The following is a 14,581-nucleotide window of genomic DNA, read 5'->3' on the forward strand; positions in this document are numbered from 1 at the left end:
GGGCTATGATGACACACTTTGAAAAACTCCCCTTGACTTTACGTAGGAACGGGTATGATTATACCCTATTGGAACGAACAGAGTATAAGGCTATTTACCTCCAAGAGCTAGATGGAAAAGAGGTGGCTTATGAGATTTTGAGAATCCAAAAGAACAAATCGACTCTGCCTAGGGTGGGTGATGAATCGGTTTTTTACAAAGAAATATTTCCGAAAAACGAGGATTTTGGGCTAAATGCCTGGACGGTGAAGGGAAAAGAAAAAGCGTTCAAATTGTACCATTCCATTATGTCGGCTTCCAATGGGCAGCTCGAAATCAAATTTTAATCAGCCTCATTTTTCTGAGCAGCCAACTTCACTAGCAAACAACCATGTTGAAACTTTTTAAGTTTTTAAGAAAAAACAGCGTTTCGCTGGTGTACTGCCTTGCCCTCGCCTTGGTACCTATCATTTCAAGTTCTTCTATCAGCGTACTTGCCTATCAGTACGAAGAAACCATTCGTGCTTTTGCACTTCCCCAATGGGCTGTTTTTTTTAGCCTTACTGCTTTTACAATGGCTTTTGCCATTACTCCAACAACTTTTATCAGTATTTTGAGTGGGTACTTTATGGGGTGGGTTTGCCTGCCTTTTGTAGTGGTTTCGTACCTCGCTGCTGCGGCTATCAGTTTTTTTCTTTCGAAGAAAATAGATAATGGGAAAATGCTGGGAAGCCTTCGCTCGTACGAAGGGGCGGAAAGGGTGATAGACAACCTTAAGAATAAAGAATTTCAAGTAGTATTTTACTCCAAGATTTCACCTCTGCTGCCTTTTGCCTTTTCCAACTTCTTGCTGTCAGCAGGAGGAGCAAGTTTCAAAGGCTTTATGATAGGTAGTTTGGTAGGGATGTTACCTCGAACAATCTTTTCTATTTGGATAGGGACACAGGCGTATCAGCTGGTTTCGATAAGTCAAGAAGGCATGGGCTTTCATACCCAAGCCTTCATTAGCATACTTATCTTGATAAGCGTAGTCGGGGTTTTTAGGCTTTTCCAAAAGGCTTTTGCCATCTAAACAAAGCTGCCTAATAAGCAATCATCATGTTTTGGTACATTTCCCTTGCTTGCTGGGAAGGCTCTTTTTCCATTATTTCATTGAGTATTTCTTCTACTCCCTCTACCTCGCTAAGGAGGTACAATGCCCTGTAAGCTGCCACCCTGATATTGATGTTTTCGTTATTGAGAGCCAGTTCTGATAAAATTTTTGCTCCTTGCAATTGGGCTTCTACTGGGCGGTTGAGCAAATAACTACCAAAGTAGTTTAGCAAATATTGGGTTTGCTCACGGTGGCCTTTCCCAAGCTTTTCCACAAACCAGTCCATTTTATTGGGAACACCATAGTAACTATAAAAATCGGCAAGCGTAACCGTAATGCTCAAGTCATTTATGTCTTCAAACTTTTGTAACAGAAGAAGTGGTTGATCTCCACCCATGTTGGCGTAGGCATACAGCCCAGTCGCCACTACGGTGTAGGAACTATCTTTCATTGCTATTTTGGCGATATCTAGTTTGTTCTTATCCAATGTTGCCAATACATTCATCGCTTCGGCGCGAACCATAGGGTGCGGGTCGCTCTGAACCATCTGGCTTACTTTTTTCACTAACTCATCTTTCCCGTCTCCTGCATATTTGCTGAAAGCACTCACCGCAGTTTCTCTTACTTTCCAAAACTCATCGTTCAAGGCATCGAACAATACAGGAGTAATCAGCTCTTCGTCCACTCCTGAGGCAAGTTCATTAAGTGCGCTTAGTCTTGCCAAAATATTCTCAGCATGTTGGAACTGAAAAATGAACTCAGCCGTGGGAACTAAGAAATCAACCTCAGATGGGATGACTTGTTCGGGGTCGAACAATACCAAATCGGGTTGTGAAGTTGCAGGGAACTCGAAGGTTTCCATGGCTTCGTCTATTAGAACGGAGTGCCTTTCTTTTTCCCCGTTCACCCAAATATCGATGCTTGCAGGCAACTTGTAGATTTTCGTGTATTTTACATCTTGGTGCTGCCTTACCCTTACGCTTACTTTCCCATCTTCGTAGCTATGGACTATGTGCAAGTTTGGATGCCCAGGTGACAGAAACCATTGATCGAAGAACCAATTTAAATCTTGCCCAGTCACTTGTTCAAAGGCAATTCTTAACTGATGGATTTCTACTTGTTGGAAAGCATATTGGTGCAAATAGTTTTTGATAGCAGCAAAAAATGCTTCGTCGCCTATATGGTTGCGTAGCAAATGCAAAATCACCGATGCCTTTGCATAAGAATGGCTATCGAACATTTCCTCTTTATCGAGGTATTGGTACCTTATGAGCGGTTCTTGCTTGCTGGCAGATTCAAAAAGGTAGTTGTCCAATTCCTCTTTTCTTGCCAAGTCGGCTTCATTTACGCCGAGTTTGTGTTCGTACCAAAGGTATTCAGAGTAAGTGGCAAAGCCTTCGTTGAGCGGTAGGTTTGCCCAAGATTCACAGGTTACCAAATCGCCAAACCAATGGTGGGAAAGCTCATGGGCTATGATTCCGTCCCAGTCTTCATCTATCAGGTAGCTTTTGTCTACTTGTACTTCTTCCATAAAAATAGAAGCCGAAGTGTTTTCCATTGCACCCGATACAAAGTCCCTCACCACTATCTGGTAATACTTGTCCCAAGGGTAGTCGTAGCCGAACTTGTCAGAGAAAAAGTCCAGCATTTCAGGAGTATTACCAAAAATGTCTTTGGCAAAAGGGGCAAACTCTTTTTCTACAAAATAGCTCACGGGCTTTCCTCGCCAAGACTTGTCGTCCACTTTGGCAAAATCGCCAACAGCCATCATAAAGAGGTATGGGGCATGGGGAAGTTCTTGTTTCCAGTAATCGGTACGGGTGCCGTCGTGGTTATTTTGTTGGAAAATGAGTTTTCCATTAGAAACAGTTTTGAAGGTGGTGTCTACCGTAATGTAAATTTCTTGTTTGGTGCGGGTGTTGGGCGAATCGAAGGTAGGAAACCAGCATGAAGCAGCTTCCGTCTCGTTTTGCGTCCATATTTGCTTTGGTTTACCTTCTTCTTTGCCCAGCGGATTTATAAAATACAGACCTTTGTCTGAAGTAATGGCATTGCTACCGCCTTGAGGAAGTTCGTTGGGCTTTGCGGTGTAGTCCACAAATACTTGTAGCTTTTCCCCTTTTTTGTATTTCCTATCTAAAAATGCGGTGACTTGGAGGCTGTCGTAAGTGAAGTTGAGAGCTGTTGTATCGGAAAGGTTTACTACTGCTACTTGGTGGATATCGAACCCTTTTGCATCGAGTACTATACTGTCTTGTGGGTAGAACCATGGTTCAAGTAGCAGCTCGGCTTTCCCTAAAAGGTGTTGTTTTTCCCAATCGAAAGATACGGCAAGCTTTGTATTGATAAGGTCAAAATATTTTGTCTTTTCAGGGTTGTAATCTCCTTTTTTAGAAACCCATTCTGGTATTTGCTCTTCGGCAGGACCTTCATAAACAGCAATGGAAGGCACGCCAGTTACTTCTAGTGGGCTGGTTTGTTTAGCCGTTTTTTCGGACGCCTTACAGGCAGAGAAGAAGATAGTAAGTAGAATGAGAAAAGCTGGAGCTTTAGCTAGGTTATTCATTGTCTAAATGTTTTTTTCAAACCATTTCAACCAGTGTCATCTCAATGAGGTTTACTGGCGATCTGTTGTTAGTGAATAATGGACGATACCTTCTAGCCAAATAGCAAAGGTTAACGCCTTGCGGAAAAACAGTTGGTTTGATTTAATTGTCTGTAGGATAGTTAAGGGTCAAAGTAGGAAAAATTCGACCTCAGCGCAATGATACTCAATTATCCTTTACACTTATTAACATTTCGAAAGCAAAATAATTGTTTAGGCATTGTGGTATTGTAAAATTTACTCCTTTTTATTTCTGGCCTTGTTCATTTCTTTAAGCTTTACATACCGTACAAAAGTAGCATGGGCGGAAATTGAGCTGATCACAAAACCATAATAACCATCGAGCAAGCCAAGCTTTATGAAATAATCAGAAATGAACTTCCATACAGATTTTAGAATAATAAGAAATACTGAAGCCTTTTTCCCTTTCTTAAATAGGTTTTCCGCACCTATTTCCGAAAATTTGTTCACTTGGTCTATATGCTGCCAAATAGTATGGTAAGAATAATGGAGGATGTCACATTTGATATGCTTAACCTTAACCTCTTCTTCCATCTGAACATGCTCGTGTATGTAGCCTTCCCATTGTCCTTTTCTCCTATCCCAGAGCCGTAGCTTTGTATCTGGATACCAACCGCAGTGCTTTATCCATTTTCCACAGTAGTTGGTGAGCCTGTTGAACTTATAGGCATCGTACTCGCTGTTTTCCTTTATTTTTTGAAGCTCGGCAACCATTTGGTCCGAAAGGATTTCATCGGCATCCATTGAAAGGATAAGATCATTTGATGCCAAGTTGTTTGCGTAATTTTTAGTTTCCGAATAGCCCCTCCATTTTATTTGTTCGAACACAACGCCATGGGAAAGGCAAATTTCTTTGGTTTTGTCCGTAGAGCAAGAGTCTACCACCACTATCTCATCTGCAATTCTTTTCAAAGAAGCTAAGCAGTTTTCAATGTCCCTTTCTTCATTAAATGTGATGACCGTTGCACTGATTTTTGGCATAAGGCAAATTGATGGTTAAACTTGGGTGTGGGCACAAAGTTGGGGATTTAAAACCAAAGTCTCTAACTCAAGGTTTAAAAAAGCTAAGCTTGTCTGAAAGATCTGCCCAAGCGTTTTGGGGCTTCAAGGTCTTGGTTATAAGGAGTGTTCCTTTCTCGGCTCTAGGCATTTATATATAAAAGCGCTAGTGCTTATCAGTTTCAGGCTTTAGTTTTGCGACTTACAATAAGTATAATTGAGGAAATCAGAAAATTTAAAATATGCCAAGTTATATAAATCTAAAAGTAAAAGAGGTGGTGAAAGAAACACCTGATGCGGTTACCATTAGTTTCAAACAACCTTTATTCAAAAAAGTAAAATACAAGTCGGGCCAATTTCTAACACTTGTACTCAATATTGATGGAAAAAGCGTGAGCCGTTCGTATAGTATGAGTAGTACGCCTACACTAGATAGCTTGGTTTCTATCACCGTAAAAAGAGTAGAAGGTGGCTTGGTATCTAATTATCTCAATACCCAGGTAAAGCCTGGTGATACTATAAAAGTGATGGAACCGGTAGGTAACTTTACTTTTGAGGCAGATAAAAGCAAAAATAGGCATATAGTACTTTTTGGGGCAGGAAGTGGTGTTACCCCGTTGATGTCTATCCTTAAAAACGTGTTGTTTTTTGAACCAAACAGCATTGTCTCGTTGGTATATGGAAATAGGAACGAGAACAGTATTATTTTCAAACAGAAACTAGAAGAGCTTAAAAGCAAGTTTGGAGACCGATTCAACTTGGTTTATTCGCTGAGTCAGCCACAAAACCAGTGGGAAGGCTACAAGGGCAGGATAGATGAGGCTGTTTGCCTGAATGTGCTGAACCTGCTTCCCAAGCATGATGCTTCTGAGTATTACATTTGCGGACCAGATGGAATGATGGAGCAAGTGAAAGCTGGGCTCAAAAAAGCAAAAGTTGCGGCGAGCAGTATCCATATGGAAAGCTTTACAGCTTCTAACGAGTCGGAAGAGGCTTTGGCGAAACTTGGAGATATGGGCGACAAGTCTGTAAAAATTATTATCCAAGGGGATGAGTACCAAATAACGGTTCCTGCTAAAAAGAGCATTTTGGATGTTGGGCTAGACGAAGGTTTAGACATGCCTTTCTCTTGCCAAAGTGGTCTTTGTACGGCATGCATGGGCAAGTGCACTTCAGGCGAAGTAAAAATGACCGATAACGATAGCCTTTCGGCCGATGATGTAGCTGCAGGTTATGTACTTACTTGCGTAGGGCATCCGGCTTCCGACAATGTAGTTATCGAATTTGATTGATTTTTCCAGCCTCATCGGAAGTGGCTATTCAGCTTCCGATGAGGTCTTTTTATACAATTCTCCCAACCTTACCTGCTTGCACATGTTTGGCTTATTTAAGAAAAAAAAGAAATCGAAACCTTCTCCGCCCATGGTTGATCTTTATGGAGAGCCGCTGGAAGAAGGGGATTCTGTGGAATCGCTCAGATACGAATTAGGTAAATGTACGGTCACTTCTGTAGATGGAATTATTCATTATGTGTCGGTAGAAACAGGCAAAAAAGTGCCTTGGGTAAAAATGGTAGATGCCTCCACAGAAAGGCAAAAAGTAAAGAAAATCTAATAGTAGCTTATGTCAATAACCTCCCTTTCTGCACTAAAAAGCTCAATTCTTTGTAACTTTATACAAAGCCAAATTTAATTATGTCAATACTCAAGACTATCACATTGTATTCTGTTGGAAGAAAATCATTTGTAATCGTTTTTTTGTTTTTAATCCCTTCTTTTGTTTTGGGCCAGCGCCTTGGCGGTTTGGAGAAAGATGTAGGGCTTGCTCGCTCTTACGATGAACAAGCATGGAAACTTGAGCGGAATTTTGAACATCAGAAGGCATATGCGCTTTACCAAAAAAGCATGGCTATTTATGAGGAATATGGCTTATGGGGGGATTATATAAAAAACCTCAGAGGGCTTATGGTGATAGAAGCGTTTAGAGGGAATGTGGAAAAAGGGCAGGGCATAATACGCGTTGCCGACAGCTTAATTGCCGTACACAAGGTGATACAAAGTGAACCGCTATTTAAAGTTCTGGAAGGGAAGTCCTTTTTCTACCTTGTTTTGGAAAAACCAGACAGTGTTATTAGGTTTTCAAATGAAACCCTCGCTCTTTATAGAACATCAGGAGGATTGGGGAAAATAGAGGCAGCTAGGGTGTATAATGGTATTGCTGGAGCATATGATCAGCAAGACCGATTTGATCTGGCTATTCAATATTTTGATAGCGCTACCTACCTTGTTGAAGAAGCAGAGGGTCTTGAAAGCAGCTTTGCCTCCACTATTTTTTACAACAAAGCAGCTACATATAAAAAGGCGGGGAATTATGAAAAAGCACTGGAGTATGATTTCAGAAGTCTGGAAATTTCTAGGCAATTTCTAGACCCCTATCATATATATATAGCTACCAGTTATTTAGGTATTGGACAGGATTATCTTGGGAGAAACAATGGTAAGGAAGATGTTAAACTTGCTCTTGAGCAGTTTGACAAATGCAATGAAATTCTTAACGTAAATCCTGATATCAACTACCTATATCATGTATATGCTGCATATGGGGAGGCTTATAATATATTAGGAGAATTTGAAAAATCTGAGGACTATTATTTGAAAGCCATTCAGATAGTTGTCAATCTTTTTGGTGAACAATACTCAGAACTTATCCAGTATTACCATGCTCTTTCTGAAGTGTACATGGGAATGGGGGATAGAGATAAAGCTGAAAAATATTTGGAAAAGGCACTTGTGCTGATAGAATCAGATGAAGCAATGAGTTTTCGCTCTAAAGCTAATAATAGGCTTTTATTGGCTCAGTGTAAGATTAAGTTTGATCCGCTTTCAGATAATGTTGGGGTTTTATATCAAGAAGCACTGTCAATTTTAGTAAGTGATTTTCAACCTACAAATATATTTGATAACCCAACGGTAGATCAACTTTCTTCGGATAATACGATTTTAAATATTTTACTGGATAAAGCAGAGTTTTTGGAACAGTCCTTTGAAGAAAATAATGATGCTGCTTATCTCGATGCGGCTCTTAATTCGTACCTCCTCGCAACTGAGTACATAAAACTTGCAAGGAAGGGGTTGATAACTATGCGTTATAAACTCACCCTCAACGAGAGGAATGATGAGTTGTACGAAAAGGCTATTCAACTAGCACTCAGGCTTTTTGAGCTTCAGCCCGAAGAGACTTATTTGTTGAAAGCTATTGAGATGGTGGAAAACCGTAAGTCATCTTTGTTGCTCGATCAGCTTTCAGAGATTGAAGCAAAAAGCTTTTCTAATATCCCCGATAGCTTATTGGAAAGGGACAAAAGGCTCAAGAGTGATATTGATTATGCTGGGAAACTGATTTTCGAGCAGTCCTCCTTGCCCCCTGACCAAAGGGATGACGCTTTGATAGCTGAGTATAGGGCACGGGTTTTTAATTTGGAACATGAAAGGGAGCAGCTCATAAAAAAATTGGAAAGTGGCTTTCCCGAATATGTACAATTAAAGCATAACCCAGAGAACTTTGATGTAGCCGAGGTACAAAGTCTGATTAAAGAAAACCAAGCTATTGTAGAGTTTTTCTGGGGGAAAGATTCGCTTTATGTTTTTACCATTGGGAAAAAAGATGTTAGTTACCATATAGTGCCAAATATTGTAGTACTTGAAACAGAAGTGAATATGTTTTTGAGTGCACTGAAATCAGGCGATATTGATGGTTTTGTAGAAAATGCTCATGCTATATATAGTAAGTTGTTAGCTGGTAAATCAGAGCAAATCCTTCAAAAGACAGATTACGTATGCATTATTCCTGATAATATTTTGAGTTATATCCCTTTTGAAACACTGATTAGCCATGTGCCAGAAGGCAGGTTGAATTACAGGAAGTTGCCTTACCTTATTAAAAACTATACTATTTCATACCACTACTCTGCCAGCCTACTTACTAAGTCTATAAACGTTGAGAAATCAAAAGATTGGGATGAGCCTTTTATTGGTTTTGCCCCCACGTTTAACCAACAAAAAGTAGCCAGACATAGAGGATCTCCTACAGATAGTATTATTATAGGTCAGTTACTCAATTTGCCACAAGCGGCGGCAGAGGTTGAGAATATTTCAGATTTCCTAGGCGGCACGTATCATTTAGGGGAAACAGCCTCAGAGGAAACATTCAAAAAAATGGCCAACAATAATCAGGTTATCCATTTGGCTACGCACACTATTATAAATGATGTAAATCCACTTTACTCTAAGTTGGTTTTTACCCCTAATGCAGATAAAACTGAGGATGGAATGTTGCATACTTATGAGCTTTATAATATGCAGCTTAATGCCCAAATGGTTAGTTTGAGTGCGTGTAATACAGGCGTGGGTCGCTATTTTAAGGGCGAGGGAATTGTCAGTCTGGCCAGGGGCTTTATGTATGCCGGAGTACCTAATGTAATGATGAGCTTTTGGTCAGTACCCGACCAGTCTACAGCGAAGATAATGCAGTCGTTTTACGAGGAAATAGAAAAGGACAACAGCCGTGCTGTTGCCCTTCGAAATGCTAAATTATCGTATCTTAAAAATTCCGATGCTCTTACGGCAAACCCTTATTATTGGGGAGCATTTGTCCTTTTAGGCGAGATAGAAGATAACTCTTCTAGCCCATTGGAGAAGTATTGGTGGCTTCTGCTCATTCCTGCATTGGGCTTGGCTTGGATTGTAGCACTTAAAGCTCGTTCAAGATAGCTTTAGCTTTTTCTGAATAGCTGCTTTCTTCTTTTACTATCACTTCAAACTGAATTTTAGCCTCTTCTGAAAGTCCTTTTTGAAGATATGCCATGCCCAAGTACCACTGCGATGGCTCAAAGTATAAGCCCTCTTCATCTTGGGACATGTCTTCCAAGATAGAAGTTGCTTCCGATGCCTCGCCAATACTAATAAGCGAGACTGCCATATAGAAGCGCATTGAATCATCGCCAGGAGCTTGCTTCAGCGCTTCTTTAAACGCATCTGCCGCTGCTTCAAAGTCTTTTTGGTCATATAGTTGGAAAGCTTTATTAATCCCTTGTTGCCCACCTCTGGCATTAGGGCTGGCTACGTTCATATATGGCTCATAGTAGGCCATGAAAACCTCTTCGCTACTTTTTACATTGTATAGTAAAAAATAGGATGCCATTATCAATATAGAAAGCGATGCGGCAAGGCTAAAGACAAGCCTTTGCTTCATTTTTATGACTTGGAAAGGTGTTTTCTCCTCTGTTGCCTCTCTTAGTTTTTGCTTCAGCTCTTCGTTGAACTGCGCTTCCAACGCAGCCAAAAAATGACTATGCAAAGATACTTCTTCGGCAAACTCAGGGCTATCGCCCATGTATTCTTCGAATAGTTTGCGCTCCTCTTCATCCATGGTGTTTTGGAGGTAGGCTTCTATCTGGTCAAGGTCAAATTTGTATGATTCCATGTTATAAAAGGTCTTCTTTGGTATATTTTTGTTTGATTAGTTTCTTTAGTTCATTCACACAACGTAGCTTTTGAGACTTCACTACATTTTCATTTTTATAATTCAATTCCCTTGCAATTACTTCCATGGGATATTTTTTGTAATAAAACATTTTCAAAATAGAGTGACAAGGGTCTTTGATTTGTTGTAAAATTCCTCTTATCATTTCTACTTTTTCCGAAGAGACTATTTCTTTCTCAATACTATCTGAAGTATCAAATGCATAGGTAGTCCCATCTTCATGCAGGTCAATCCGTTTGCTTTTGTGCAGATGTTTGAGAACAAGATTTTTAGCTATGGCAAAAATGTAGGTTTTTAGAGAGCTGCTTAATTCTGTGAGCTTTCCTAGTCTTACATTGTCATTAAAACTGATAATAGCATCTTGGAATACATCTTCCGCCTCATCTTCTCTCAGTTGGTAGTACTTATAAGCCCAACCCAAGAAATCTTTTTTGTTTTTGGTATAGAGCCATACTAACACACTTTCATCTCCTCCTTGAAGCTTCAAAAGCAACTCCTGATCCTTACTACTTGCTGAATTCATACTTTTATTATCTGAAGATTTAAATCGTAAACTTGTTGTTTGTATTTATTTACAGACAATCAGCCCTTTACGAGAAATTGTCTGTTTAATTTAGTTTTTATCTTATACATCTCCTATTCAAAAAAGCAAATAGGAATTATGGATGCCAGTTTTTGTAAGCTTCCAAATGTTTCAAGTGGTATTATGAAAATGTTGGTTTTTACAGGACTAAATTATTGGCTAGCCGCTTGTATGGTATTATAACCAAATATCTATAATACAATCCTTTGTTCACAATAACGGTATTCTCGAGTTCTTCGCTATGTCATTAGGATGGCAAGCAAAAATCAATAAAGATTCAAGTTATGAAGAAACGAGTATTTATCATATCGCTCATTGTCCTGCAATTTAGTCACCTATTAAGCTTTTCCCAAAGTTTTGACATACCAACCAAGGGGGCAGGGATAAGTTTTGGTAATTCTGCTAAGTTCACCGGATTGAGATTTAACTTCTCAGATCATAATATAGAAAAGATAAACGGGGTAAATGTAACTATTTGGGCACCTAAAGAAGAGACTTTTTTGGGGAAAACAAGTGGGATTTTGGTGGGGCTTCCACTTACAGGTGGTGGGGAAGTCAGGGGTATTTCCATTGGTGGTGGAGTAATGGCATCTCAGAGTATGCACGGTATCAGTATAGGGATAGTAGGTGCAGGAGCTGGTGGGAATATGGCTGGTATCAATGTAGGAGGAATTGGGCTTGGTACAGGAGGAAGTCTTTCAGGTATTAATATAGGTGGAGTAGGTCTGGGTTCGGGAGGGAATATGAGCGGAATTAATATTGGAGGTATAGGAACTGGCTCTGGAGGAAATCTTTCAGGTTTTAATGTTGGAGGTATAGGGCTTGGGAGTGGGGGTGACATGGTAGGAATCAACCTTGCTGGTCTGGGAATGGGTGCAGGAGGTAGCCTGAAAGGAATTAGTTTTGCTGGAATTGGTTTGGGTTCAAGTAGCGATATTGTTGGAATTCAAGCTGCTTTGGTGGGTTTAGGTGCCGGGGAAAATCTAAAGGGGCTTAGTGTAGCGGGTATTGGGCTTGGTTCGGGTAATACCTTAGCAGGTATTCAAGTAGCAGGTGTAGGGTTAGGAGCGGGCAATACGGTGTCGGGAATTCAAATAGCAGGGGTTGGTATTGGTGCTCCTGAGATAAAAGGTTTGAGTGTGGCTCTTGTGGTAGGAGGTGGTGAAATAACTGGAATAACTGTCGCGCCAGCATATTTACAGATAGAGGAAGATGGGCATTATACTGGACTTGCTGTTAGTTCTTGTACTATTTCAAAAGGAACTTTTACAGGTGTTGGTATCGGTATTTTCAATTATACCCGCTCACTTAAGGGTATCCAGTTTGGCTTACTTAATTATGTAAAAGATAATCCCAAAAGCTTGAGGCTTCTGCCAATTTTTAATGCGTCTTTTTAGGTAAGTTGGTTTTTCATATTTGTATGTAAGCGAAAAGAATCTTTCTTTTGGGTAAAAGAATTGATACCTAAACTGAAGATGAAAAAAGAATATATTATTGGCCTGGACTTAGGGACTACAAGTGTAAAATCATTAGCCTATAGCCTCGATGGAAAAGTATTAAAAGTGGCTAATGTGCCCATTAGTACGCATAGACCTAGCCAGCAAATTAGCGAGCAGGTTCCTGATGAAGTACTTTCAGCTGTGATAAAGAGCTTGTGTGAGGTAGCTGAAGGACGACAGCCCATGGCTATATCAGTAAGCAGTGCTATGCATAGCATAATTGCAGTAGATAAAGATGGAAAACTGCTGACCAATGCAATTATTTGGTCCGATACCAGAAGTATTCAAGAAGCCGAAGAAATTAAAAAAAGTGCGAATGGGCATGTGATTTATAAAAATACAGGTACACCCATTCACCCAATGTCACCATTAGCCAAGTTGGTTTGGTTGAAGAAAAACGAACCAGAGATCCATCAAAATGCCTTTCGTTTTCTTTCACTCAAAGAATATATCTTATTCAAGTTTTTTGGAGAATATGTGGTAGATCATTCTATTGCTTCCGCTAGTGGGTTATTTAATAACTCAACTTTACAATGGGACGAAATAGCATTGGAGATAGCAGGCATTACTTCTGAAAGGCTTTCTCGTCCAGTCCCCAGTACTTTTCAGTTAAAAGGGTTGAGACAAGAGTATGCTGATGCCATAGGCATTGGGAAAACAACTCCATTTGTGGTTGGGGCGAGCGATGGCTGCTTGGCAAACCTAGGTGCCAATGCAATGAAAAAAGGCGAAGCTTCGGTGACTATTGGTACAAGTGGGGCTATAAGGGTAGCTAGCTCAGCGCCAATTGCCGATGATCAAGAAAGGCTATTCAGTTATGTGCTCAATGAGCATCATTTTATTTCGGGAGGGCCTATCAACAATGGAGGGATTGCCTTGCAATGGTTTTGCCAATCTGTTTTACAGTTTGTAGAAAAACCTATGGATAAAGCAATGGAACTGGCAGCTAGTGTTGAGCCAGGAGCAAATGGATTGGTTTTTTTGCCCTACTTGCTAGGCGAAAGAGCTCCTATATGGGATGGGGCAGCGAAAAGTGCTTTTGTTGGACTCACCTTTAATCATACTATTGCCCATATGGCTAGGGCGGTGCTAGAAGGAGTTGCATTTTCTATCAAGCATGTAGCCGAAGCCTTGGAAGAAAATGTAGGGAAACTTGATGTAGTTTACGCAAGCGGTGGTTTTGCCAATTCGGACTTGTGGGTGCAGATACTTGCCGATGTTTTGGGGGCAAAAATTAACATTACTGAAAGCCATGAAAATTCTGCTATCGGCGCTGCTATCCTTGGTTTATATGCACTAGGGAATATTTCGGACCTGAGTAATTTGAGTGACTTGGTTAAAGTATCACGAGAGTTTAACCCTAACCCAACCTTCAGAGAAAAGTATTCTAAAAACTTCGAGGTGTATAGAGGTCTGTATGGAAAGCTCAAAGATGATTTCCATTCTATTTAAACCTACTTTACATTGAGTTAAGGTTGTAAAATGACCGCTATTCTCCTTTCAGTCATTCATGAGCTTCAGTTTCACTAGGAAAATTACCAACAGTGAAAGCTCCAGAGCTAACTTTTTAGAAACCTTGTAAAGAAAGTTGAGTAAAGAAGTCTGCAGATAAAATAACTCCCATAGTTTTTAACCCTGCTGCTACAGCTCTTGGATTCCAATCGTTGGCCTTGTGCCATGAATCAGTGGTTTTAGAGTTTTCCACCAATATTTTAGAACAGCCGCCAATTTGTTTGAAGCTTTTTAAAAGCTCTTCAGATCCAGCTTTTACCAAGTCAACGGTAATAAAACCTTCCAATCGATAAAGCACCAATTGTTTCTGAGTTATAAGTGATCAGCATAAGGTTTCCCTGTTAAGGGCTACTGGAGCAAGTGTTTTTACTGACATTGTATTTTTTTTAAGATTAAAATTTGTTCCCCTATTGCCAGCAATAGGGGCTATATGGAGTATAGCACTGTCAATATTTTATGAAATTCCCCATTAAAGCACATTCAAGATGCAATATTTTGAAAAACAATGAAAAAGTGTTTACCTATTGGTAGGAGGCTGTATTAATCAGGTATTTTGTTGTTTATCTTGCTGTTTAGATGCAGTGTACAATGCATTTCCCCCAGCATAGCGCTATGAGTAACAAATCATTGTGCTATACTGGGAATGGCGCTAAATATAAACAATGTGTGGTTATTATAAATAATGTGTAATTCAAATATTTTAATAAAAATGAAAATAATCCTGAATAAAGTAAAAATAATCCTATTTA

Annotated in this window: 12 protein-coding genes; 7 read left to right on the forward strand and 5 right to left on the reverse strand. The window is 39.9% G+C overall.

Annotated elements, in window-relative coordinates:
* Positions 1-5: 5 nt before the first annotated feature.
* Both R9C00_29320 and R9C00_29325 read left to right on the forward strand, forming a co-directional pair.
* A complete protein-coding gene (locus R9C00_29320) occupies positions 6-326 on the forward strand; it encodes a hypothetical protein (protein ID WPO35801.1) in 321 nt (106 codons plus the stop codon).
* Positions 327-370: 44 nt separating this feature from the next.
* Positions 371-1,051, forward strand: coding sequence for a VTT domain-containing protein (locus R9C00_29325; GenBank protein ID WPO35802.1), 681 nt, complete (start codon positions 371-373; stop codon positions 1,049-1,051).
* 10 nt (positions 1,052-1,061) lie between these two features.
* Here the strand turns inward: R9C00_29325 and R9C00_29330 are convergent, their stop codons facing one another.
* Positions 1,062-3,638, reverse strand: coding sequence for a M1 family metallopeptidase (locus R9C00_29330; GenBank protein WPO35803.1), 2,577 nt, complete (start codon positions 3,636-3,638; stop codon positions 1,062-1,064).
* Positions 3,639-3,914: 276 nt separating this feature from the next.
* Entirely contained in the window at positions 3,915-4,679 is a 765-nt protein-coding gene (locus tag R9C00_29335; GenBank protein ID WPO35804.1) for a glycosyltransferase family 2 protein, read from the reverse strand.
* Between the two features lie 260 nt (positions 4,680-4,939).
* On the opposite strand from R9C00_29335, the gene R9C00_29340 reads away from it, so the two are divergent.
* From R9C00_29340 to R9C00_29350, 3 genes are all read left to right on the forward strand, one after another.
* The gene (locus R9C00_29340) at positions 4,940-5,989 is read left to right on the forward strand and encodes a ferredoxin--NADP reductase (protein WPO35805.1); all 1,050 of its coding nucleotides are present in this window, start codon (positions 4,940-4,942) and stop codon (positions 5,987-5,989) included.
* Positions 5,982-6,311 (forward strand): hypothetical protein, encoded by a 330-nt coding sequence (locus R9C00_29345; GenBank protein ID WPO35806.1) that lies wholly within the window; start codon positions 5,982-5,984, stop codon positions 6,309-6,311. Before R9C00_29340 ends, R9C00_29345 begins: the two co-directional genes overlap by 8 nt.
* A gap of 80 nt (positions 6,312-6,391) precedes the next feature.
* Positions 6,392-9,466: a CHAT domain-containing tetratricopeptide repeat protein gene (locus tag R9C00_29350; GenBank protein WPO35807.1), complete on the forward strand. Its 3,075-nt coding sequence runs from the start codon at positions 6,392-6,394 to the stop codon at positions 9,464-9,466.
* Here R9C00_29350 and R9C00_29355 read toward each other — a convergent pair.
* Positions 9,447-10,178 carry a tetratricopeptide repeat protein gene (locus R9C00_29355; GenBank protein ID WPO35808.1) on the reverse strand — a complete coding sequence of 244 codons (732 nt, stop codon included), beginning with the start codon at positions 10,176-10,178 and terminating at the stop codon, positions 9,447-9,449. The genes R9C00_29350 and R9C00_29355 overlap by 20 nt on opposite strands.
* Position 10,179: 1 nt before the next feature.
* A complete protein-coding gene (locus R9C00_29360; GenBank protein WPO35809.1) occupies positions 10,180-10,761 on the reverse strand; it encodes a sigma-70 family RNA polymerase sigma factor in 582 nt (193 codons plus the stop codon).
* A 344-nt stretch (positions 10,762-11,105) separates the two neighbouring features.
* Here R9C00_29360 and R9C00_29365 point away from each other — a divergent pair, with 344 nt between their 5' ends.
* A complete protein-coding gene (locus tag R9C00_29365) occupies positions 11,106-12,218 on the forward strand; it encodes a hypothetical protein (GenBank protein WPO35810.1) in 1,113 nt (370 codons plus the stop codon).
* Positions 12,219-12,296: 78 nt separating this feature from the next.
* Positions 12,297-13,772, forward strand: a complete 1,476-nt coding sequence (locus R9C00_29370) for a gluconokinase (GenBank protein WPO35811.1) — start codon at positions 12,297-12,299, stop codon at positions 13,770-13,772.
* 115 nt (positions 13,773-13,887) lie between these two features.
* Here the strand turns inward: R9C00_29370 and R9C00_29375 are convergent, their stop codons facing one another.
* On the reverse strand, positions 13,888-14,118 hold the full coding sequence (locus tag R9C00_29375) for a hypothetical protein (GenBank protein ID WPO35812.1): 231 nt from the start codon (positions 14,116-14,118) through the stop codon (positions 13,888-13,890).
* Positions 14,119-14,581 lie beyond the last annotated feature (463 nt).

The organism is Flammeovirgaceae bacterium SG7u.111, assembly GCA_034044135.1.
Taxonomy (GTDB): Bacteria; Bacteroidota; Bacteroidia; order Cytophagales; family Flammeovirgaceae.

What these genes read in the sequence shown, in the direction of transcription:
- R9C00_29370 (WPO35811.1), top strand. Translation starts at nt 12,297, where the DNA reads ATGAAAAAAGAATATATTATTGGCCTGGACTTAGGGACTACAAGTGTA.
- R9C00_29335 (WPO35804.1), bottom strand. Translation starts at nt 4,679, where the DNA reads ATGCCAAAAATCAGTGCAACGGTCATCACATTTAATGAAGAAAGGGAC.
- R9C00_29325 (WPO35802.1), top strand. Translation starts at nt 371, where the DNA reads ATGTTGAAACTTTTTAAGTTTTTAAGAAAAAACAGCGTTTCGCTGGTG.
- R9C00_29350 (WPO35807.1), top strand. Translation starts at nt 6,392, where the DNA reads ATGTCAATACTCAAGACTATCACATTGTATTCTGTTGGAAGAAAATCA.
- R9C00_29360 (WPO35809.1), bottom strand. Translation starts at nt 10,761, where the DNA reads ATGAATTCAGCAAGTAGTAAGGATCAGGAGTTGCTTTTGAAGCTTCAA.
- R9C00_29320 (WPO35801.1), top strand. Translation starts at nt 6, where the DNA reads ATGATGACACACTTTGAAAAACTCCCCTTGACTTTACGTAGGAACGGG.
- R9C00_29340 (WPO35805.1), top strand. Translation starts at nt 4,940, where the DNA reads ATGCCAAGTTATATAAATCTAAAAGTAAAAGAGGTGGTGAAAGAAACA.
- R9C00_29355 (WPO35808.1), bottom strand. Translation starts at nt 10,178, where the DNA reads ATGGAATCATACAAATTTGACCTTGACCAGATAGAAGCCTACCTCCAA.
- R9C00_29365 (WPO35810.1), top strand. Translation starts at nt 11,106, where the DNA reads ATGAAGAAACGAGTATTTATCATATCGCTCATTGTCCTGCAATTTAGT.
- R9C00_29330 (WPO35803.1), bottom strand. Translation starts at nt 3,638, where the DNA reads ATGAATAACCTAGCTAAAGCTCCAGCTTTTCTCATTCTACTTACTATC.